Here is a 20,036-nt window from a genome sequence, read left to right on the forward strand (position 1 = left end):
CCGCTCGTTGTGAAGGAGGACATCAGCCGGGCCGCCCTTCAGGCCGGACGCAGGAGCCAGCGCGGGGCGGGCCGGTTAGCTGGCGAGACTGGCGTCCAGGTACTCCTGCACCGGCCCGAACAGCCCGTACGGGACGTACTCAGGAATCTCGCCATGGGCGACCCAGGCAAGCTCCGCCAGTTCCTCGGTGTCCGCGACGTGCGCGGTTCCGCTGACCACGTCGCAGGCGGTGTAGGACATCAGCCGGCCCGTTGCCGGGTGGACACGCTCGCCCAGCAGCTTGACGGAGGAGACGTCCAGGCCGGTCTCCTCTTTGGTCTCCCGCACAGCGGCTTCCTCGCGGGTTTCGCCGGGCTCGACTTCGCCAGCCGGGAACTGCCAGGAGAGCTTCCCCTCGCTGACCCGGCGCCGGACCATCAGAACCCGCCCTTCGTGAACGATGATGGCCGCTGCAATGCCGGGGCGCTCATCGGCTGTCTGCTGCGTCACGTCTGCTCCTCCAGGACGGCAAGCACGGGTGCAAAGATCGTATCGACGGGGATGAAACGGGTCACCGCGTTTCTGGGAACCCACATCACGTCGATGTTCTCGACGGCATCGGAGTTAGTGGCCTGGCCCGCGAGGTACTCGCACAAGAAGTATTCGCACAGGACGCCGGTTACCGGGTGAAGCCGGTTTCCGAGATGCTGACGAATCGCGCAGTGCACGCCGGTCTCGTCCAGCGTTTCCCGCACGGTCGCGGTCTCGGCCCTGGCGCCCGGTTTGATCACGCCTGCCGGGAACTGCCAGCTGAGGCCCGTTGCGTCATCGTCTCGCCGACAGACCAGCAGCACCTCGCTGTCACGTACGACCACGGCGATCGCAACGCGCAGGGCTTGCGCACCTGCTGGGCCCGGTGCGGACGGGCCCCGTTCACCGGAGACCAGGAGCGCGAACCGCTGTCGCGCTGTTGGCGGGGCCTTCTCGTGGACGGTGTCGAGGAGCTGTTGCATCTCCTTGCGCGGCACTACGGCTGGGTCGGCGTGCCAGGCCGCCACGGTCCGTACCGCGATGCCCAGCCGGGCCGCGAACTGTTCATTGGTGAGGCGCAGAGCCGACTGCAGCAGGCAGGCGTGGCGGCCGCTCCAGACTTCGATCACATCCACAGTCCACGCTCCTCCTTCGCCCCGCTCTCAGTGCAGGAGCTCACGCACTGAAGGTGCACTCCGGCTGCACTGGCGCTTCATGGCCGCCCCGTGGGTGACTCGGAAGAATGATGGTCGCCAGGGCGGAGTGAGCCGCAGGAGACCCCCTGAGCGGCCAATCCGCCTGTGCGCAAAAGCGCCGGTCGACCAAAAGGAGAGTCTAGGTGAGCACCCCCAACAAGTATGCGTGCCATCGCACTTGGCTGAAATAGGCCCCTGTTTTCAGCCCTATCGTGTCGCCTTCCGCTGTCCGCCATCTGAGCGAAGGTCCGAGCGTCCGGGCGAGCAAGTAAGCGCCGGTAACCTCAGCTACCTGGCGGCTGATCCGCCGTCAATCTCCTTGCATACAAGCCGAAAGGGACTCCATGGCTGAGGATCAGGCAAACCCGGTGGAGCGCACGCTCGTCCTGCTCAAGCCCGATGCGCTCGTGCGTGGCCTGGCGGGGAGGATCATCACCCGGTTCGAGGAAGCCGCGCTGAAGATCGTCGGCACCAAGATGAAGTGGATGGACGAGGAGTTCACCCGGCGGCACTACTTCGACCTCGAGGAGCGGCTGGGCTCGGAGGTCTACCGCGTCACGTCGACGTTCATGCAGCAGGGCCCGGTCATCGCACTGGTGCTGGAAGGGTTCGACGCCATCGCCACAGTGCGGAAGATCGTCGGCAGCACGTACCCGAACCAGGCGCCGGCGGGGACAGTGCGAGGCGACTTCTCGCACTACAGCGCCGCCGGCAGCATCGCCTCGGGCAAGGCCGTGGCCAACCTCGTGCACGCCTCCGGCAACAAGGAGGAAGCGCAGCAGGAGCTTGAGCTGTGGTTCGACAAGGACGAGCTGCACGACTACAAGACCCTCGCGGAGATCTACACCTACTAGCGGCGGGTTACGCGTCACCGCGGGGACGCCGATGCGTTGAGCACCACCAGTGCACGACCGAACTTCCGAGGGGAAACCATGACCATCCAGACCCGCCTGGCCTCCGCCGATGAGCTGGAGTCCATCTTCCAGCGCGAACTGACGACAGACCGGTGGGCCGCCACCGAGACCGCGTACGCCCTGGCGGTACGCCACCGCGACCTGGGGGACCGGCCCAAGTCCCGTGAGTGGGTGCAGCAGTGCCTGCGACTCCTGGAGGGCTTCCCCAGCGACACCGAAGAGCAGGTGGCCACCAGCCGCACCTCGGTGGGAGGCGTCCAGCTCCCGACCTACCTGCACGAGGGCGTGGTCCGGGAACGCTTCGGCGACCTGGACTGACCAGTGATCCATCCGGCGGGGTGGTGAGCCAGGCCGAGTGACGGCCGCACCGCCCCGCCCCGACAAACAACCGCAGAACAGCAGCCGCCCGAACCGGCTACCCACCCCCTTGGCACCGGTCCGGATGGCTCCGTCATGCCTGATTCAGGAGGCGATACGCCCATGCCCATCGAGATCGAGATGCGTGCCCGCTTCAGCAAGGAAGCCCGTGACCAGCTCGTCGACCGTCTGACGAGGGACGGCGAGGACCTGGGGCCCGACGACAAGCACATCTACTTCTACGTGCTGCCGGACCAGTTGCTGAAGGTCACCGACAACACGGCTGCCGGCACCGCCAAGATCACTCTCAAGGGAAGCAAGATCGGCCAGGGCGCCGCATTCGCGGAGACCGAGTTCGCCATCGCACCGGCCGACGTGGATGCCGCGGTGAAGCTGTTCAACGCTCTCGGGTTCGAGGGAGCGATGCACGAGGCGTCCAACCTTCGGCACAACTTCCTCTTCGACGGCGTCGAGATCGCGGTCAAGTGGAGTGAGGCATGGGGTTACCACGCCGAATTCGAGGTCCTGCTGGACGACGGCGCCCCCGACGCCACTCGCGCCGAGGCAGCCGCCAAGATCACGGATGTCGCCAATGAGCTGGGCGTCTCCCTGATGACCGAGCAGGAGCTGGCCGAGTTCACCGCCGCCTTCGAAGCCGCTGAGAAGGAACGCAAGGAGCGCGAGCGGCAGGCCGCGCCCATCCGATAGGAGCACGTCACCGCGGAGACCACCGAGGGGGTGGGCACTGATGAGCACGACCCCAACGACCGCAAGCCTGATCGACCTTGCTGCCCGAGGGCAGCTGCCGCTCCACCAGTACATGGACCGGGCCACCATCGACTGGATCGCAACGAACCGGCCCGATCTCCAGCCGTCGCCGCAGCCGCCCCTTCGGCCGCTCTCGCAGTACCTCCTGCGGCGGGCCGGACTACCGCGTGACTGGATGGCCGAGCCCCGCCTGTACGACTCGATCCATGGCGTCCGGCACGCCATGCGGACGGCAGCACTGGCTGCCGTCCTCGCCGAGGCGAACGGCTTGGACGACGCCGACACCACCACCGCCATCGTTGCCGCCGCCGTCCACGACTGCCAGCGCCATCACGACAAGGACGACCGCGGCCACGGAGAACGCGCGGCGATCTGGCTCGCCGCCAACGCGGACACCGTCTGGGGCCGCTTCGACCTCACGGCCACACCGCGTCGCGTCACACGGGCCGCCACCGCCATCCGGCTGCACGACGTGCCGTACAGCGCGTTCAGCCCCGACGACCAGGCCGACTACCTGCGGAGCCAGGTCATCTGCGACGTGGTGAAGGCCGCCGATGCCCTGGACCGCTACCGCCTGCCGAAGACCAGGTGGTGGCCGAACGCCCAGCACGTCAAAGAGCCCGCCTTCGACACGTTCCGCAGCCTGGCATTCGACCTCGTGAGCATCTCCGAGAAGGCCCACCTGGCCGGCACCCACAGCCCGGCGGCCGTCCTGTACGCGTTTGCCGAGAAGGAGCTGGCGTAACCATGGACTTCCTCGACGCCTACCACCTCTGGGCCGACGCCCACGCCTTCTACGACACCACCCTCATCCCTAGCCCTGCCGACACAAACGACCCGCTGGCCCAGCAGTCGGCAACCTGGGACGAGCGACTAGCCGCCACGCCGAACGGGCGCCTGCTGCGGCAGAACTCCCTCTTCGAAGCCCTCAACGGCAACGGCACACTGCACCTCCTCCACGTCACCCACGCCCTTGAACAGATCAACGAGCAAGGCGTCCTCTACCCGTCCGGCGGCTGCCTCGTCGGCAGCATCTACTGCGCCCCGCTCACGGCCACGGACCGGGGCTTGCGGATGCACAACCTGGCCGCGTACGTCCTAACCAAGGAAGCCCCAGCCTTCCTGACCAAGCTCGGCGTCACCGACCGCGTACCCACCCCACTGATCTTCGAGATCAACACCCCACCACAGGCGTACCAAGGACTGGCGGGAGTGGACTACCTGCGCCTCGGCCTCATCCACCTGCGGATCTACTGCCACCTCGAATACCTGCTGAGCAAGAGCGAGCGCCACCGCTTACGCGAGACCGTAGTGGCCAGGGTGAAGAACTCCGCCGCCTTCCTTGCCACCGCGGCGGCCGTGGCCTACCGAGGCACGCACATCGCCGCCAGGCCCTTCCTCGGCCTGCTCGACGAGACCATCCCCCGCTTACCGATCCTCGGCTACCTGTATTTCGAGGCGCTGGCGGAGTACCTGATGCTCCACTCGACCTCGCAGCACACGCGACGCCTGGCCGACATCGGAGAGCTGAACAACTGGCTGTACAAGGAGATGCTCTTCGCCTCCTACCCGAACATGGCCGGCAAGTTCGACCTCGCGAAGTTCCGCCCCAGGCCCAGCCAACTGGCCGACCTCATCCACCAGGTCGATCCGACCATCGAGATCAACCACGCGGCCGACTACCTGGTCGAACGCATCAGCCACCTCATCGCAGCCCGGCTCTTTGCTCCCGGGGAAGCCCCGGAAGCCTGGCACCACACACGGTGGGAATTCGACGCCCTTTCCACCCAGCTCGGCCCTCTCCTGGGCCACCTCATCCACCGGGAACTGCGCACCTTCGGCCGCTACCCCGACTTCTACTTCTACTTCGACCAGTACAAGGCCCTACAAGCCTGGAACTACTGGAACCACATGGACATCGTCGCCCCGTTCAACGGCACGATGCCCAAGGGCGAGATCGGCATCAACCCCGCCTACCCCAACCTCGACTACCGCGTCTGGCGCGCCGAACAGGACGACGCCGGCCACCTCCACCCGGCCGAGCAGCTCTCCCTGACCATCGCCCCGCGGCTGGTGGACATCAAGTACACCCTCATGCGCAACAACCAGTGGAACGCCCCGGCGCCCAGCGCCGCGTAACCACCACTGCCCTCACCAACAGCTTCTTTGCTGCCTCTTCTTCCCTGGAGCCCCGCCATGAGTTACTTCGGCATGCCCTCCGTCGACCTCCTCGGCGAGCAGATCGACGCCCTACTGAGCGCCCCCTCCACGACCCACGGCCTTGCCCGAGCACTCCGCACAGCGGCCTGGGAGATCGAACTCCACCGCTACCACCACGCCAGCCAGCGGGCCTGGCCTGACGGCCGCGTCGACCGGAAGCCCTCCAAGGTCCAGATCGGCGGCGGAACCCACCGCATCGAGGACTTCTTCAACATCGACGCCGTCCCGCCGGCCGACCTGCTCTGGGATGTCCGCGAAGGCATCCCCCTGCACGACGACACCGTCGAGCTGATCTTCTCCGAGCACTTCCTGGAGCACATCGACTACCCGCGGTCCGTCAAGAACTACGTCCGCGAGGCCCGCCGCGTACTCGCACCGGGCGGCCGGATCATCACCGGCGTCCCCGACGCCGCCTTCGCCCTCAGCCAGTACCCCGGACCGCTGAACCCCGCCGACGAGATGGTCGAGCGCTGGTACGCCAAGCGCGACTGCCTGGGCGACATCAACACCCGGCTCGACCTCGTCAACCTCGTCTTCCGTGACCAGGACGATCACCCCAAGTACACCCCGCATCTCTGGGTCTACGACTACGAGAAGCTCGTCCAGCTCTTCACAGAAGCGGGCTTCGCCACCGTAGAGCCGTGGACGTTCGACCCCACGATCGCCAACCCGAAGCGTCGCTGGGGAAGCGTCTACGTCGTGGCCACGAAGTAGCGACGACGTAGACCACCGACCACCCGGATAGCGACCTCCCCGGCCGCACTCCCCCTGAGGGCTGTCATACCGACAACGGTCGGCATACGGCGCCCCCACGCACAGCCGTCCCCGCTGAGGGAGGCATCCCCCGTGAATCACGTTGGCCTGCCGTCAGCGATCTCCCCTCGCCTCAAGCCCCGGTCTGAAGTCCGTCGAAGGGTCTCCGGCATGCGCCTCCACAGCCAAAGCTTCCTTCTGGTCCGCGATCCGACCTCGGTGCCGATCAGCCGTCGCCGTCTCCAGGATCTGGTGAAAAAGTGGGGGCTCCGCCTCGACGAGTCCTCCGATACCACACTGACCGTCATCACCTCGGAACTGGTCACCAACGCGGTGCGGCACGGCACCGGCACGGTGCTCACCATCACTGTGTCCGCCAACCTCAGCCGACGGCGAATCCTCGTCGAGGTCTACGACGGTTCGCTCGTCCTCCCTGTTCCGCACTGGGCGGATTCCGAGGACGAGTCCGGGCGCGGTATGGCACTCATCGACCGCCTGTCCCTCTGCCACGGAGCCGAACACACCACCTGCGGCAAATGCGTCTGGGCAGAAATCGCCATGCCCCCACAGCGAGTCACCCGTCAACGGCTCATTCTCCGCCCCCGACGGGCCGCCCGAGCTATCGCCCGCCGTGTGGGCGCGGTGCGCCAGCCCCGGACGGCTGTACGCGTAGACAGCCGTGCTGGCCACGGGCGCCATGCGCGGGCCGGTCTGCACAGACCCTCAGCCCCGCGGCCTGGTCACGAGCGGCGGCCGCAGGTCCGTGATCAGAAGGAAGCGGATCGGTGAGCCCGCGGGACAAGGCCAAAGAGCCGAAAGAAGATACGTCGCCGAGATCGACACCGATCCACTTGGCAAAAGCGCAGAGGGCTGTTCTATTGCGTGGCGTCGCACGTTTCACAGCGACTGACCCCGGCGAGGCTGACGTTGCCTTCGGTTGGCTGGAGCGGGTTGGCAACCGATAGTCGCCTCCATGCGCCTGGAGCGGGATCGCGCACCCACCCGAACTTCGGCGCCTGGATGGCACTTACGCTGAGGTGGGCGCATCCGGGTAGGTGTGCTTTGCCTTGGTCGTGAATGATGATCGCGCCTCTCGGCCAGCCTGCCCATGCCGGCTGACCTGCGGCAGTCCGGCGGCCGACACGTCGTATTCCGCCGTCGGGAGCGCAATCAGCGCAGTTGTGCAGTTCATGGCGTTCGCAGTACGACAAAACCGTCCCCCTGTGCGCGTCGTTCGAGCGTCGAGCTTGGAGGTGGCGGTCCTGGCCGGTCATCTGCCGTGCGTCAGCAGGCACAGAGGAACGCTCCGAATGGGTCGCCCACTCGCCCGTCAGATGATCCGCCGGACAGGCTCTAAAGGTCGGTTACCTGGGACAAGCCCAGCGCGGCCACAACGAACACCGTGGTCAACCCTTCAGGCAGGGATTGGCCTGCGGGTGCTACGAGGAAGTTCTGACCTCCCCCTGCATTCGCAATCTGACCGCGAGGGAAGCTCGCGATGATCACGCATCACCAAGAATCGGCAACCGAAGCCACCACAAGAACGCCCCCGCGAATCGCCGTGCCCCATCCGTGGTTGTTGTCTAAACCTCTCTGGCATCGGCGTACCCTCCGCGTGCGCCATCTCGCCAAATCGCCCCAGGCGGCCGGGGCATAGCCCACTGCCACTCGGCAACCGCGCCTCTCCCGGCTGGCGCAGCCCGCCAAACCGAGCAGCGCCGCACGTGCTGAGCCCAGTACCCCACACGGCAAGGAGCCCCTCCTGAAGATCCCCCCTCACCCTCGACAGCCTCGCTCCCACAGCATGCGTCCTCGCCACTCGTCTGACCAGCAAATCCTGACCCCGTAGGCACCGTCCGGGGCCAACGCACCTCAGCGTTGGCCCCGATGGCGTGCTAAGGAGCCGAGGGGCTGAATCCTCGCCACATGGGTGCTGGACACGCCAACCACAAAAGCCGTTGTGCAAAATCTTAGACATCAACTAAAGTCATGGCCGTAAGGGAATGCTTTGATGCGTAGTCCGACCCTAGGAGTCGTCCGCATGAGTGTGCCTCCGTCGCCGTGGGCGACCGACGTGTTCGGCAAGCAGGCCGCAGCTGTACGCCTCGGCGTCGGGCAGGGCCTTCGCAACATGCAGGCCAACGCACAGGCCGCACAGGAACAAGCCGCATCCCGCACCACCCGCACCTACGGCACCACCCGGTATGAGAACCAGTACGAGCGACTGCAGGACGAACTCAAGGACCTGCCCGGCGCCCGCGCGGTCCAGCCGTTCGGGTTCTCTTACGAGCTGATGCTCATCGGCAACGGACTGCTCTACCCGTTCCGGTACGCCAAGACCAAGTCGGACGTACGCAGCACGCGCATCCCCAGCCAGTCCCGGCTGGTGCAGGAACTCTTCACCTTCGCACCAGCGCCGAAGCACACCCAGGACCCGTTCGACCTCGTTTTCGGGCCAGCCGTCCCGGCCGCCGAACCGCGCGGTGGTCTGGCGACCATCCCGCAGGGCACCCAGCTGATCCTGGTGCCCTTCGCCTGCAACGGCTCCGAGCTGCTGGAGGCTTACTGGGGCATTGCGGCGCTCGGGATGAACCGGCAGCTGGAGTGGTCCACCGATCCCGAGCCGCTCCACCTGCCGCAGGCGATCACCTCGTACACGCCGCGGTTGACCACCGTTCCGCACCCGATCACGGCACACACCAGCTTCGCCGACGGAACCGAACCCACCCTTACGCTGTCCTCGCGTACCGCCTCGGACCAGGCGCGGCACGTGCCCGCTCAGACCGAGGCAGAACCCGTCGAGGACCAAACCAGCGAAGACGATGCGACCCATTAAGCAAGACCTCATTCCCGGTACGGAAGAACGAGGCGCCACGCCACGTGCCATTTCCGACGGCTTCGACCCCACCCGGCTGACACAAGCCCGTCGGCTGGCGGAGATGACCAAGAAGGATGTGGCGGCACAGCTCGGGGTGACGCCTGCCGCCGTGGGCCAGTACGAGACGGGCGTCTCGAAGCCTCGACCCGACTTGATCCCCCGCCTCGCCGAGATCCTCGGGGTCCCGATGACGTTCTTCCTGCTGGGAAGACCGGCCAACCGCCTCGACGCTTCGATGGCGCACTTCCGAAGCCTGCGCAGCACGCCGAAGTCCCAGCGAGAGCGCGCGCTCGCCTTCGCCGAGCAGATCTGGGAGCTCACGTACGCTCTGGAGCAGCGGATCCAGTTGCCCCTTGCCGATCTACCCGGCTTCGCGGGCGGGGAGGTCCACCCCGGTGAGGAGCTGTCCACCGACCCCGCATCTGCCGCCCGTGAGCTGCGCAGGCGCTGGGGTCTCGGTGACGGCCCCGTCACGCACCTGGTGAGGCGGATGGAGTCCCACGGGATCGTGGTGGTGACACCGCCTGCCAGTGATCCTTCCGCTGCGAGCGTGGACGCCTTCTCCACCCGGGCCGCGCGGCCGCTCGTCGTTCTGACCGCCAACCGGGCAGACGACATCTACCGGCACCGGTTCACGGCCGCCCACGAACTCGGCCACCTTGTGCTTCACAGTGACGCCACCGGTGACAGCCGCCAGGAAAAGGAGGCCGACGCCTTCGCTGCCGAGTTCCTGACCCCTCAGTCCAGCATCCTGCCCCTCCTGCCCAAGCGAATGGATTTTGCGCGGCTGGCCGAGCTCAGAGGGGTATGGGGCGTGTCCCTCCACTCGCTCGTCTACCGCTGCCGCGAGCTGGGGCTGATCTCCGACGCCACCGCGAGCAGAACGTACCAGCGCCTGCGCGCTCTCGACGGCCAGCCCGGCTTCACCGCGGAATCAGTCTCGAACTTCTCCGGCGAACAGCCTTCGCTGCTCGGACAAGCCTTCGATCTAGCGTCCAAGGAAGCGGGGCTCTCGGTTTCCCAGCTGGCGCATGAACTGGCGTGGACCAATAAGCGAGTTCGGGACCTGTTGGGCGTCCAGGAGCAGAGGCCAGTGCTCCGCCTCGTCCAGTAGCGCACCGCCCGCCTGATGAGCCGGGGCTAGGTTGCGCTATCCCCTCAGGTGTACCGCCACCGGGGCCAACGCGACTCAGCATTGGCCCCAACCGCATGCCGACAATCCACACCTCGACTGCAACCATGGCGCGATGCAGGCAGAAAGAGCGGAACAGTACGGCAGGTGCGCAGCCATCCTGGAACAGGACTCTCAGGTGCCCGGCGCTGGCGGCGTCTTCGACCAGGCTCTAACAAACGGACTGGCCGCCATCGTTGCGCATGAATGGCCAGGTGAGGAGGCGACTGTGCAGAAGAACGGCGACAGACGGATGAAAGCTGCTAGTGGGCTACTGTCAGTCATAAGGACTCACCTCGCCGAGAGCACGCCGGGAGTTCGCACGATCCCGGACAAGAAAGTTTGGTCAGGCACCCCCTTCTGGGGGGGAAGACGAAGATCCGCCATCGTTCGACGTGACGATCGGAGTCGAGGTCCTCTTGGATGCGCTTGACCAGACGCAACCGGTGCGCCATGCACGCGGCATCGGAGCCCTTACTGAAGCCCACGTTGACGCCTTGATAAAACTCGATGACCACATCAGCCTGCGCCGGCTATCCGAAGCCCGCCAGGACTCCGAATGGGTCAAGGACCAGATCCGGGATCGCTACGAACAGCAACGGGCTGCAGACTACTTGCACCTTATCGGGGAGGCCGAAGCTGAACGGCGGGCAAGCGGCGCCATCGAGTACCTGCCGACGGACCCGAAGGAGCGTCTCATCGATTTCGGACTAGACGAATGCCCCGTCTGCTCGTACGAGGCCCTTCGTGTCACAGGCATGGATGACTTCGGGCTCGGCGTCGGCGGCGGGACATGCATCGTCTGCTCGTACGTACGCAGCTCAGCCACCGCGGATGACCAGGCTATGGATTTCATGATCGCTCGCCACATTGCTGATGACTGATTTCCAATGGCGGCCTTAAGAGGCCGTCTCAATTGGCCGGTGGACAGTGAGAAGGACACCGGTCCGATGTGTAGGTGCAGACACGCTCGATGCGCACTGGAGTCTGCCTCCATCGTTGCCCCAAGAGCTGCATGTTCGGCTCCTGGCACGGCGGGCCCTTCGCTGTCCCGCCATCTGTAATGGTGTCCCTACACTGCGCTCACCAGGTGAAATGTTGGGTCGTCAGGAGCCAGGTGAAAGAGTGTCCCGTCGAAACATCGTCGGACATTTGATGGGCTGGGGCTGACAAGGTGGGGCAGGCATGAGGGCGCCGTACGACCAGAACGACGGCTGGGGGCCAGAGACCAGCTACCCGGCGGACGACACGGTGCGACTGCGTCCACCTGCTGCCAACATGCACGCGACCGAGCCTCCCCATGAGCCTGGGCCGAGCAGCTTAGCCACGCTTGATGCTCCCGAGCCGAGCCCGGAGCGGCAACGAGCCCGGGACTCTTCGGGCTTGATGAAGTCCAGCGCCGTGATGGCAGCGGGCACGATCGTCTCTCGTATCACGGGCTTTCTGCGCACCCTGGTCATGGCTGCGGCAATCGGAGTCGGCACGCTCAACGACTCCTACCAGGTCGCCAACGTCCTGCCCACGATGATCTACGTCCTGGTCGGCGGCGGCGCACTGAACGCGGTCTTCGTTCCGCAACTCGTGCGGGCCATGAAGAAGGACGACGACGGTGGCGAGGCATACGCCAACCGTCTGCTCACACTGATCGTGATCGTCCTGGCGGGCATCACGGCAGTGTGCGTGCTGACCGCTCCGCTCCTGGTGCGCATGATGTCGCCGGACATCGCCACCGATCCGCAACGGATGGCCGTCACGGTGGCCTTCGCCAGGTACTGCCTGCCGACCATGTTCTTCATGGGTGTCCATGTGGTGCTCGGACAGATCCTCAACGCCAGGGGCCGCTTCGGCGCGATGATGTGGACCCCGGTTCTCAACAACCTTGTGATCATCGCGTCCTTCGGCAGTTTCATCTGGGCCTTCGGCGCCTTCATCGACTCCGGCGTCAGCCCCTCAACCGTCACCCCGGACGGGGTACGGCTCCTTGGGCTCGGCACCCTGCTCGGCCTCACCGTCCAGGCGCTCGCCATGCTCCCGTACCTGCGCGATGCCGGCTTCCGACTGCGATTGCGCTTCGACTTCCGGGGGCAGGGCCTCGGTAAGGCCCTGGGCCTGGCCAAGTGGACGCTCCTGTTCGTTCTTGCCAACCAGCTCGGCTTGATCGTCGTCACCCAGCTCGCCACCAAGGCGGGCTCCCTCGCCGAACAGTCTGGGCACACTGGCTCCGGCATCACCGCCTACAACTACGCCCTGCTGTTGTGGCAGATGCCGCAAGCCATCATCACCGTGTCCGTGATGACCGCCGTACTGCCGCGGATCTCCCGCGCGGCCCAGGACGGGGACTCAGCAGCGGTCCGTGACGACATCTCCTACGGCCTACGAACCTCGGCCGTCGCCATCGTGCCCTGCGCCTTCGCCTTCCTGGCGCTGGGCGTACCGATGGCCACGCTGCTCTATGCCGGCTCCGGGGCCGAGGGCGCCCGCGGCATTGGCTACGTCCTGATGGCCTTCGGCCTGGGACTCATTCCCTACTCGGTGCAATACGTCGTACTGCGCGGCTTCTACGCCTACGAGGACACGCGCACGCCCTTCTTCAACACCGTCATCGTCGCGATGGTCAACGCCGTCGCTTCCGGACTGTGCTTCGCCTTTCTCAGCCCCCGCTGGGCCGTTGCTGGTATGGCCGCCTCTTACGGTCTGGCCTACGCGGTGGGTGTGGGAGTTGCCTGGCGTCGACTGCGCAAGAGCCTGGGCGGCGACCTGGATGGCTCTCGCGTCCTGCGTACCTACGCTCGTCTTGTCGCAGCCGCTACTCCTGCTGCTGTGGCCGGCGGAAGCGTGGTTTACGCGGTCACCAAAGCCCTCGGTAGTGGCGTCCCGGGCTCGCTCGTAGCGCTGCTCGCCGGCGGGAGCGTCCTGATCGGTGTCTTCATGGCCATCGCTCACCTCATGCGACTGCCCGAAGTCAGCGCCATGGTCGGGATGGTTCGGGGCCGCCTCGGCCGCTGAGTTTCAGTGTGTTGGATGGGGAGACGGTGGTTTGGTGGCTGTGCTGCGCTTGGTGCCGGATGAGTTGTGGAAGCTGTTTCGACGCGTGGTGCCGCCAGCTCCGACGAGGCCACAAGGCGGCGGCCGACGGAGGTATGGGGATCGGGAAGTGCTGGCTGCGATCATCTTCGTGGCGACGTACGGCTGCACCTGGCGACAGCTGCCTTCGTCGTTCGGGCCGTCCGGGTCGACGGCCCACCGGAGATTCAGCGAGTGGAGCAAGGCCCGGGTGTGGGCCAAACTCCACCGCTTGGTCCTGGACGAGCTCGGCTCCCGCGGTGAGTTGGACTGGTCGCGGTGTGCGATCGACTCGGTGAACATGCGGGCCCTCAAAGGGGGGACCTGACAGGTCCGAATCCTGTGGATCGGGGCAAGAAGGGCTCAAAGATTCACTTGATCACGGAGCGGTCGGGACTGCCCCTCTCGATCGGCATCTCCGGAGCCAACCTTCACGACAGCCAGGCCCTCGAACCACTCGTCCGCGGTATCCCGCCCATCCGTTCCCGCTGCGGACCACGGCGTCGCCGACCGGCCAAGCTTCACGCCGACAAGGGCTACGACTACGACCGCCTGCGGCGATGGTTACGCAGCCGGGGCATCACCCACCGCATCGCACGCAAGGGCATCGAGACCTCCCAGCGACTGGGCCGTCACCGCTGGACCATCGAACGCACCATGGCCTGGCTCGCTGGCTGCCGCCGTCTCCACCGACGCTACGAACGCAAAGCCGAGCACTTCCTAGCCTTCACAAGCATCGCCTGCACCCTCATCTGCTTTCGCAGACTCACCAAATGAGACGACTTCTTAAAGCCGCGGAGACACGTCGCCAGCGGTCGCTGGCGGACGGCAGCAACTGACGATGCGGCAAAGCCGTGCCCAGGTAGAAGGCTGCTTGGTTGATGTCGGCTGTCTGAGAGCGCGACCTGGTCCGGTTGACTGCTTGCGGATGCAATCCCGAGCGATGGCAGATCATCGATGCCAGTACGTCGGTTGCGTTCGCGTCGACTCGGGACACACAAGAGCCTCACCGCCAAGAGCGTGCCCTAACCGTGCCCTTAAAGGCGGTAAACAGCGGTCAGAAGCGGCGAGCAAGAGCAGTCCAGAAGGAGGCTTTTGAGGCAAAAAACCGCAGGTCAGAACCCTTTGGATCACTCACGCGCCATTGATTCCCAAGCTCAGAGCGCGGGTTCGATTCCCGTCACCCGCTCCATAGTTCAGCCCCAGGTCAGTGGCCTGGGGCTTGTTTGTTGTCTAGACCATTTTTGAGGCGCGTGCCATTCGCATGCCACAACGTACCGATTACCGCACCGAATTGATGTCGGCAACCCCCTCCCCAGCGATCTGATCAGACGTCATCTCGAATCGCGAGACGCAATTTTTGTGACCTGCGCCACAAAGGACTGAGTGGCCCGCAACGATGCACTTGCGAACACTCCCCGGCATCGCCATGACTGAGGCTCGTACCACCAGGGCCGGGCCGACTTCTCGTCGACCCGGCCCTGGTCATCCACCTCGTTGCCGCTCGGCTGACTCGGAGGCGCTGTGGACTCAGACCAAGAGGTTGACAGTCCGAGGCCCCTCATCCGCGCAGAACCTACGCTGGTACGGCTTCCCCCAGGATTCCATTGAGGACCGCGCCGGCGGCCGGCGAAGCTTCGGCGACCTGCCTCAGCGCTTCACCCGTGAGATACCGGTAGCTCTGTGGCGGATGGAAGGACCCCGCGGCACGCAGGGCACCGAGCGGCACAGGCTCCTCGAAGGGCTGCGCCTCTTCGAGGGTGAGTCCGCTGGCCTGAGTGGCGCCGCTCATGTACTCGTCGAACTCCCGTCGACTGATGCCGGTTTGGGACCGATGGGCGCGCCACACCTCCCGTGGTGAGCCGACGCTGACCGCCGCGATACGTGCCAGTCCCACCAGGGCCATCGTGGGGGCGGTGGCATAGAGGACGACGGTGGTGCCGGGTGGCGCGGCGACGCGCTGACGGCGCACCTCGACCGTTTTACTGCCCGCCAGGATCGCGGTGGCGAAGCGAGGATGCACGGACAGCAGCATGGCGCGGTCCAGATCGTTCACGTCTTTCGGTGTCCCTCTTCGTAGACCGCCTGGAACAGGCTGTTGCTGATCTTCGACAGCGACATCAGCGAGAACTGTAGTTCCAGGCTCTTGGCCAGTGACTTCAATCGCCGCAGCGGTACCGCCCTCGGAAAGACCTCGGTGTCCGAGAACCTCAGGGCCATCGCGCGGCCCGAAGCATCGCCGCGAGCGATGGCGCGTACCTGCCCCCGACCATATACGCCCAGGTGTTCGAATTTCGAGTGCAGGGCATCCGGCGCGTCGATCACCACCTCTTCCAACTGCGAGCAGCCTATGACCATTTGACCCTCCTCGTAGGAGGAGCCCCTGCTGACGTACCAGAGCAAGCGCGCAGGGACGCTCTCGCCGCGGCGCCCGGAAGAGCGGTAGTAGATGTGTTCCCTGCTGATTCCCAGTTCGTCGGGGCGTGGCAGCAGCGTCGCGGGGACGTTGAACAGCTCGGTGGACCAGCGGGGTTCGATGGGCACGAGGAAGGACGGCATCAAGGAGTCCATGACCTTCGCCGGCCACCAGGCGCGCTCGACGACGCCGGCCACCTCGGCCGGCAATCCGGCCTCAAGTGCCGTCTCCTCACGGCCCAGCTCGCGGGCCGCCTCACCGGCGACGGCTGCCACCTCTTGGGCGGTCCCGCAGACATCGACCAGCAGGGCCGCCAGCCCGCCATCGTGCTCGAAGAAGCCGTCGTCGCCCGCGGCTGCCTTGGCGGCGGGCGATGGGAAGGGATCCGTGACGCGTATGACTTGAGCGCCGCAGTCCCGCCCCAGACGCTTCAGCGAGAACAGCATCTGCCGCGCGAGCGTCTCCTCCAGAGGGTGCGCTGAGGTCCTCAGCACGGGCACCGTCAGTGCCCGTCCGTCCATAGCCCACACGTAGAGAGCAACCGGACGACCCTGGCCATCACGAAGCAGCTCGCGGTTCCATATGACCGTGTACGCGGCCAAGGCTTCCAGCCGCCTGGCGAACGCCGAACCTCCGTCGTCTCCTGACTGGTCGAAGAACGCGACGAGTTCGGCCTCTGCCCCCGGTGCCACCTCACTGGTGCGGAATTCTGTGCCCATGAGGTCGGCAGGCCGGTACATCTGTGCCTGTCGCAACTCGTCCACATGCAGTGTCACCGCCGACGGTGCCACCACCTTGACCCTGGCAACGTTCCAGGCGACATCGGCCAGCTGCACCAGCAGTGGATCGCGGGTCACAAGGACCTGCAGGCCGGCGCATGAGGTCTCGGCCACGTACTGCAGGCGTCGCAGCAGCCGGGAGTCGTCCGGGGAGTCGTGGATCTCTGCCGCCCGAGCCGCCTGCAGCAGCTCGCGGCTCCGTACGGCTACTGCGTCTGTGTCTGGAGTGACCCGACGCAACCCGTGCGAGGCGGCCCTCTGGTGCTTGCGCTCTGCCGTGTCGGCGATGTCTCGCAGGTCGTGCAGAAGTTGCGGGGTGAAGGCGAACTCGATGAGGTCCGCCAACCAGCCGGCCTCAAGGGCCTGTGACTGTGCCGCTTCGCTCCCAGGTGTCCGCCCCCGCAAATCGGCGAATACGCCGTGGTCCACGGCTACGACCAGCAGCGCTTCGCTTTGCACGTCGGCGAAGAGGTCGGGGTGGCCATGGTCCAACCACCAGCCGTCGAGGGTCTCCCCGTCCTGTCCGCGCCCACGCGCCTCCCCTTGCGGGACGAAGCCCAGGCTCGTCCACATATCGCTGAGCCCATAGTCACGACGACACTTCGCCTTGACTCCCAGCCGATCCCGGTGCCGACGCCGTATCTCTTCCACCAGCAGCCGCGCCACACCCCTCCCGCGGTGCTCCTCCGCAATACACAGATGCGCGAGCCGCACATGCGGGCTCCGCTTCGGGAGCCCGAACAGCGCGTACCCGACCACCTCGCCGTCGTCGACTGCGACGAGCAGCCCGCCGTCGCTCGCGTGCTTGCGATACGCGGGCGGCGTGAGCAACCCCAGCGTCTTCGTGTAGCGGTCGCCCAAGGCCACGGCCGCATCGATTAACTCGGCTTGCGTCTCCGCCACAGGCAGGATCTTGATCGCCACGAGTCCCCCTCCGGATGAACTTGCCACTGGCCAGTTCGGCTCTCGTGTCAGTACATACAGGGAAAGCCGCGTCGGCCCAAGACCGCCTTCGATCAAGACCGGCTAGAGAAGCGGGTACGGCGAGGGCCGGACCGACAGATAGTCGGCCCGGCCCCTTGCCGCCGGTCGCACCCCTCATTGCTCGGCCGCGTCGGCCACCTCCTCCGGCACCTCGGAGGCGCTGCCGCGCACGATGAGGCGATGGACGGTGGCCAATTCCCCAGCCTGCTCCCCGCGCTCGACCGCCTCCTCACGCTGACGGCGTACGTCGGCGTCCATGGCAGAGGCGATCTTGCGCTGATGCCGCTTCTTGGAGTGCTGGTAGATCAGCTGGGCCCGCTCGCTGGAATGGCCGGCGCGGACCATCAAGTCCTTCAGCTTGGCGCCGGTGTCGGCGGCCAGGGTGTTGCCAGTGCCCCGCAGGTCGTAGAAGCGGAAGTCGTCAGGCAGGCCCACCTTCGTCCGCGCCTTGCGGTACTTGCGCCCGAAGGTGGACCGGCGGAACGGTGCCCCGCGTTCACCGACGAAGACCAGGCCCTCCGGGCCAGGCTCGGCGAACCACTCCAGGTGCTGGCGGAGGTCGGTGAGCACGAACTGGGGCAGCACGATCTCCCGTTTGCCCGCACGGGACTTCGGGTCACCGAGCACCCGGCGACCCGTGGTCAGCTCCGGTGCGGCACGCTTGACCCAGACCGCCCCCTCGTCCCAGTCGATGTCCTTGCGCCGCAGCTCGGCCAGTTCCTCCGGGCGCATCGAGGCGAACGCGCCGAGGAGGATCATCAGCCGCCAGCGCAGGCCGATGGCGTCGGCGAGGTCGAAGACCTGCTCGATGGTGGCGATCGGACGCTCGTCGGCCTCCTCCCTGCCCGCACCCCTGATGCGGCACGGGTTGCGGCGGATCAGCTCGTCATCGACCGCGGTCTCCATGATCGCCTTGAGCAGGCGGTAGGACTTGGCGACCGTGGTCGCGCCGGTGGCCGTAAGACGCTCGGCCCGCCAGGACCGCACCTTCGACGGGCTGATCTCGTTCACGAGCAGTGCGCCGAGGGTGGGCTCCAGGTGCAGGCGGAGCAGCCTGCGGTACAGCTCGTCCGTAGTCGCGGCGAGTCCCCGTTCGTCGATCCACTTCGTGGCGTAGGCAAGAAAGTTGACCGCGCCGGCATTCGGGGCGATCCAGTCGCCGCGCGTCTGGTCCGCCTCGGTCTGGGTGAGCCAGATCTCCGCGTCCGTCTTGGTCTCGAACGTCTCCGGCGCCGCGCGCAGTTCTCCGCTCGCGTCCGGATAGCGGGCTTGCCAGCGTCCCGAGGGGAGCCGACGGACAGATCCGTAACGCCGCCGCTGCGGCTTGCGCTTGCGGGCCATCAGACCGCCAGCCGGTAGCCGGAGCGGGAGCGGGGCGGGCGCACCGGCTCTACGGTGCGGGCCGCGATGTACGCGTCGAGCGCACTTTGCGGGATGCGGACGTAGCGGCCGACCTTGACGTAGCGGATCCGTCGCTCGGCGATCAGCCGACGCGGAAAGCGCTCGCTGGTGCCCAGGAGCTCGGCGACCTCGGGCACGCTCAGCAGGGGGTCGGTGTGGTGGTTCACCTCCCCCGGCGCACGCGAGGACGAAATCTGGGCAGGGGGTATTGCGGGGCGGTGCAAGGGTGGTCCTCATCTGGCAGGCGCGGGGCGGCAACCCCGGCCAGGCCGGTGATCATGGGATGGGCGGTGGTGGCAAGAGCCGGGCGTGCGGCGGCTGAAACACCCGGTGGAGGAGGGCGTTAGCCGTCGGACTCGGCGTCGGGGGTGTCCGTCTTCCGGCTGGGCCGTGGTCGTACGCCGTGCTTCATGAAGTGCCAGGGGGAGTCCGGGTCGCCGGTGATCTCCTCGGCGATGGCCTGCTTCACGGCAGCGTCGACCTCCTCGTAGATGTCGGGGTGCTCGTCGAGGTAGTGGTCGAGGGCGTCTCTGGCCTGGCTGAAGGCCAGGTTGGCCCGCTGGGTCTCGCGGAAGGCGCGTCTGATCTGCTCCACGAGCTCCATGGCGCGGGCGTGCTGGGCCATCTTCGGGGGGCCGATGAGGCTTTCGAGGGAGATGCCGAAGACCTCGGCGAAGCCGATGGCCTCATTGAGGTTGAGCCGCCGCTTGCGGTTCTCGATGCGCCACACGGCGGACGGGTTCATCTCGTAGTCGGCCTCCCTCATCCGGTCCGAGAGGGCGTTCGTGCCCCAGCCGCGGGCTTCGCGCTCCAGCTTGATCCGGACCGCGGCGTTCTCCTCGCCCCGGAACACCGGAAGATCGGCCGACTCCTCGTCGCTCTCCACGGGCACCCCTCCTTCGATACGTAGCAGCCCACTGCGATTTGCAGTACGAAAAGAGTAGCATGGAGTTCTGCGATACGCAGCATCGTCCTGCAATCGGCAATATGGGTGGTACACTTAACGCAGGACCTGAGCCCACCGCGGGCCCAGGAACGCAAGAAGCCCCGGTGCGCATGCACCGGGGCCGAAGCGAAGTCCCCACCACCGCCCATCCCTGAACGATCTACCGGCCAGGCCGAGGTTG

General features: G+C 66.4%; 19 protein-coding genes. 12 read left to right on the forward strand and 7 right to left on the reverse strand.

Going from position 1 to position 20,036, the window contains the following annotated elements; genetic code table 11:
- Positions 1-75: 75 nt before the first annotated feature.
- Both ACGF4C_RS26200 and ACGF4C_RS26205 read right to left on the reverse strand, forming a co-directional pair.
- Positions 76-489, reverse strand: coding sequence for an NUDIX hydrolase (locus tag ACGF4C_RS26200; protein ID WP_393569249.1), 414 nt, complete (start codon positions 487-489; stop codon positions 76-78).
- Positions 486-1,145 (reverse strand): NUDIX hydrolase, encoded by a 660-nt coding sequence (locus tag ACGF4C_RS26205; protein ID WP_393569250.1) that lies wholly within the window; start codon positions 1,143-1,145, stop codon positions 486-488. The genes ACGF4C_RS26200 and ACGF4C_RS26205 overlap by 4 nt, the downstream gene beginning before the upstream one ends.
- 404 nt (positions 1,146-1,549) lie before the next feature.
- On the opposite strand from ACGF4C_RS26205, the gene ACGF4C_RS26210 reads away from it, so the two are divergent.
- The 12 genes from ACGF4C_RS26210 to ACGF4C_RS26265 all read left to right on the forward strand — a co-directional run bounded on the left by ACGF4C_RS26210 (position 1,550) and on the right by ACGF4C_RS26265 (position 14,106).
- The gene (locus ACGF4C_RS26210; RefSeq protein ID WP_393569251.1) at positions 1,550-2,059 is read left to right on the forward strand and encodes a nucleoside-diphosphate kinase; all 510 of its coding nucleotides are present in this window, start codon (positions 1,550-1,552) and stop codon (positions 2,057-2,059) included.
- Between the two features lie 78 nt (positions 2,060-2,137).
- Positions 2,138-2,437 carry a hypothetical protein gene (locus ACGF4C_RS26215; protein WP_393569252.1) on the forward strand — a complete coding sequence of 100 codons (300 nt, stop codon included), beginning with the start codon at positions 2,138-2,140 and terminating at the stop codon, positions 2,435-2,437.
- 162 nt (positions 2,438-2,599) lie between these two features.
- Positions 2,600-3,184: a CYTH domain-containing protein gene (locus ACGF4C_RS26220; protein WP_393569253.1), complete on the forward strand. Its 585-nt coding sequence runs from the start codon at positions 2,600-2,602 to the stop codon at positions 3,182-3,184.
- Positions 3,185-3,224: 40 nt separating this feature from the next.
- Positions 3,225-3,989: a hypothetical protein gene (locus ACGF4C_RS26225; protein ID WP_393569254.1), complete on the forward strand. Its 765-nt coding sequence runs from the start codon at positions 3,225-3,227 to the stop codon at positions 3,987-3,989.
- 2 nt (positions 3,990-3,991) lie between these two features.
- Positions 3,992-5,383 (forward strand): hypothetical protein, encoded by a 1,392-nt coding sequence (locus tag ACGF4C_RS26230; RefSeq protein ID WP_393569255.1) that lies wholly within the window; start codon positions 3,992-3,994, stop codon positions 5,381-5,383.
- A gap of 57 nt (positions 5,384-5,440) precedes the next feature.
- Positions 5,441-6,178 carry a class I SAM-dependent methyltransferase gene (locus ACGF4C_RS26235; RefSeq protein WP_393569256.1) on the forward strand — a complete coding sequence of 246 codons (738 nt, stop codon included), beginning with the start codon at positions 5,441-5,443 and terminating at the stop codon, positions 6,176-6,178.
- Positions 6,179-6,388: 210 nt separating this feature from the next.
- A complete protein-coding gene (locus ACGF4C_RS26240) occupies positions 6,389-7,006 on the forward strand; it encodes an ATP-binding protein (protein WP_393569257.1) in 618 nt (205 codons plus the stop codon).
- Between the two features lie 1,252 nt (positions 7,007-8,258).
- Positions 8,259-9,053: a hypothetical protein gene (locus ACGF4C_RS26245; protein ID WP_393569258.1), complete on the forward strand. Its 795-nt coding sequence runs from the start codon at positions 8,259-8,261 to the stop codon at positions 9,051-9,053.
- Positions 9,040-10,209, forward strand: coding sequence for a helix-turn-helix domain-containing protein (locus ACGF4C_RS26250; protein WP_393569259.1), 1,170 nt, complete (start codon positions 9,040-9,042; stop codon positions 10,207-10,209). Before ACGF4C_RS26245 ends, ACGF4C_RS26250 begins: the two co-directional genes overlap by 14 nt.
- A 452-nt stretch (positions 10,210-10,661) precedes the next feature.
- Positions 10,662-11,150 carry a hypothetical protein gene (locus tag ACGF4C_RS26255; protein WP_393569260.1) on the forward strand — a complete coding sequence of 163 codons (489 nt, stop codon included), beginning with the start codon at positions 10,662-10,664 and terminating at the stop codon, positions 11,148-11,150.
- 301 nt (positions 11,151-11,451) lie between these two features.
- Entirely contained in the window at positions 11,452-13,272 is a 1,821-nt protein-coding gene (gene murJ / locus ACGF4C_RS26260) for a murein biosynthesis integral membrane protein MurJ (protein ID WP_393569261.1), read from the forward strand.
- 40 nt (positions 13,273-13,312) lie between these two features.
- Positions 13,313-14,106, forward strand: a protein-coding gene (locus tag ACGF4C_RS26265; protein ID WP_393569303.1) for an IS5 family transposase whose coding sequence is annotated in 2 segments (ribosomal slippage) — positions 13,313-13,655 and positions 13,655-14,106 — 795 coding nt in all. Because the reading frame shifts where the segments join, the coding sequence is not laid out codon by codon here.
- A 799-nt stretch (positions 14,107-14,905) separates the two neighbouring features.
- Here the strand turns inward: ACGF4C_RS26265 and ACGF4C_RS26270 are convergent.
- The 5 genes from ACGF4C_RS26270 to ACGF4C_RS26290 all read right to left on the reverse strand — a co-directional run bounded on the left by ACGF4C_RS26270 (position 14,906) and on the right by ACGF4C_RS26290 (position 19,795).
- Positions 14,906-15,385 carry an ASCH domain-containing protein gene (locus ACGF4C_RS26270; protein WP_393569262.1) on the reverse strand — a complete coding sequence of 160 codons (480 nt, stop codon included), beginning with the start codon at positions 15,383-15,385 and terminating at the stop codon, positions 14,906-14,908.
- The gene (locus ACGF4C_RS26275) at positions 15,382-17,448 is read right to left on the reverse strand and encodes a GNAT family N-acetyltransferase (protein ID WP_393569263.1); all 2,067 of its coding nucleotides are present in this window, start codon (positions 17,446-17,448) and stop codon (positions 15,382-15,384) included. The genes ACGF4C_RS26270 and ACGF4C_RS26275 overlap by 4 nt, the downstream gene beginning before the upstream one ends.
- 174 nt (positions 17,449-17,622) lie before the next feature.
- Positions 17,623-18,849 (reverse strand): tyrosine-type recombinase/integrase, encoded by a 1,227-nt coding sequence (locus ACGF4C_RS26280; RefSeq protein WP_393569264.1) that lies wholly within the window; start codon positions 18,847-18,849, stop codon positions 17,623-17,625.
- The gene (locus tag ACGF4C_RS26285) at positions 18,849-19,076 is read right to left on the reverse strand and encodes a helix-turn-helix domain-containing protein (protein ID WP_393569265.1); all 228 of its coding nucleotides are present in this window, start codon (positions 19,074-19,076) and stop codon (positions 18,849-18,851) included. The genes ACGF4C_RS26280 and ACGF4C_RS26285 overlap by 1 nt, the downstream gene beginning before the upstream one ends.
- Before the next feature lie 176 nt (positions 19,077-19,252).
- Complete coding sequence (locus tag ACGF4C_RS26290; RefSeq protein ID WP_393569266.1) at positions 19,253-19,795, reverse strand: helix-turn-helix domain-containing protein; 543 nt, start codon at positions 19,793-19,795, stop codon at positions 19,253-19,255.
- Positions 19,796-20,036 lie beyond the last annotated feature (241 nt).

Source organism: Streptomyces sp. NPDC048197 (genome assembly GCF_043202395.1).
In the GTDB taxonomy this organism is placed as follows: domain Bacteria; phylum Actinomycetota; class Actinomycetes; order Streptomycetales; family Streptomycetaceae; genus Streptomyces; species Streptomyces siderophoricus.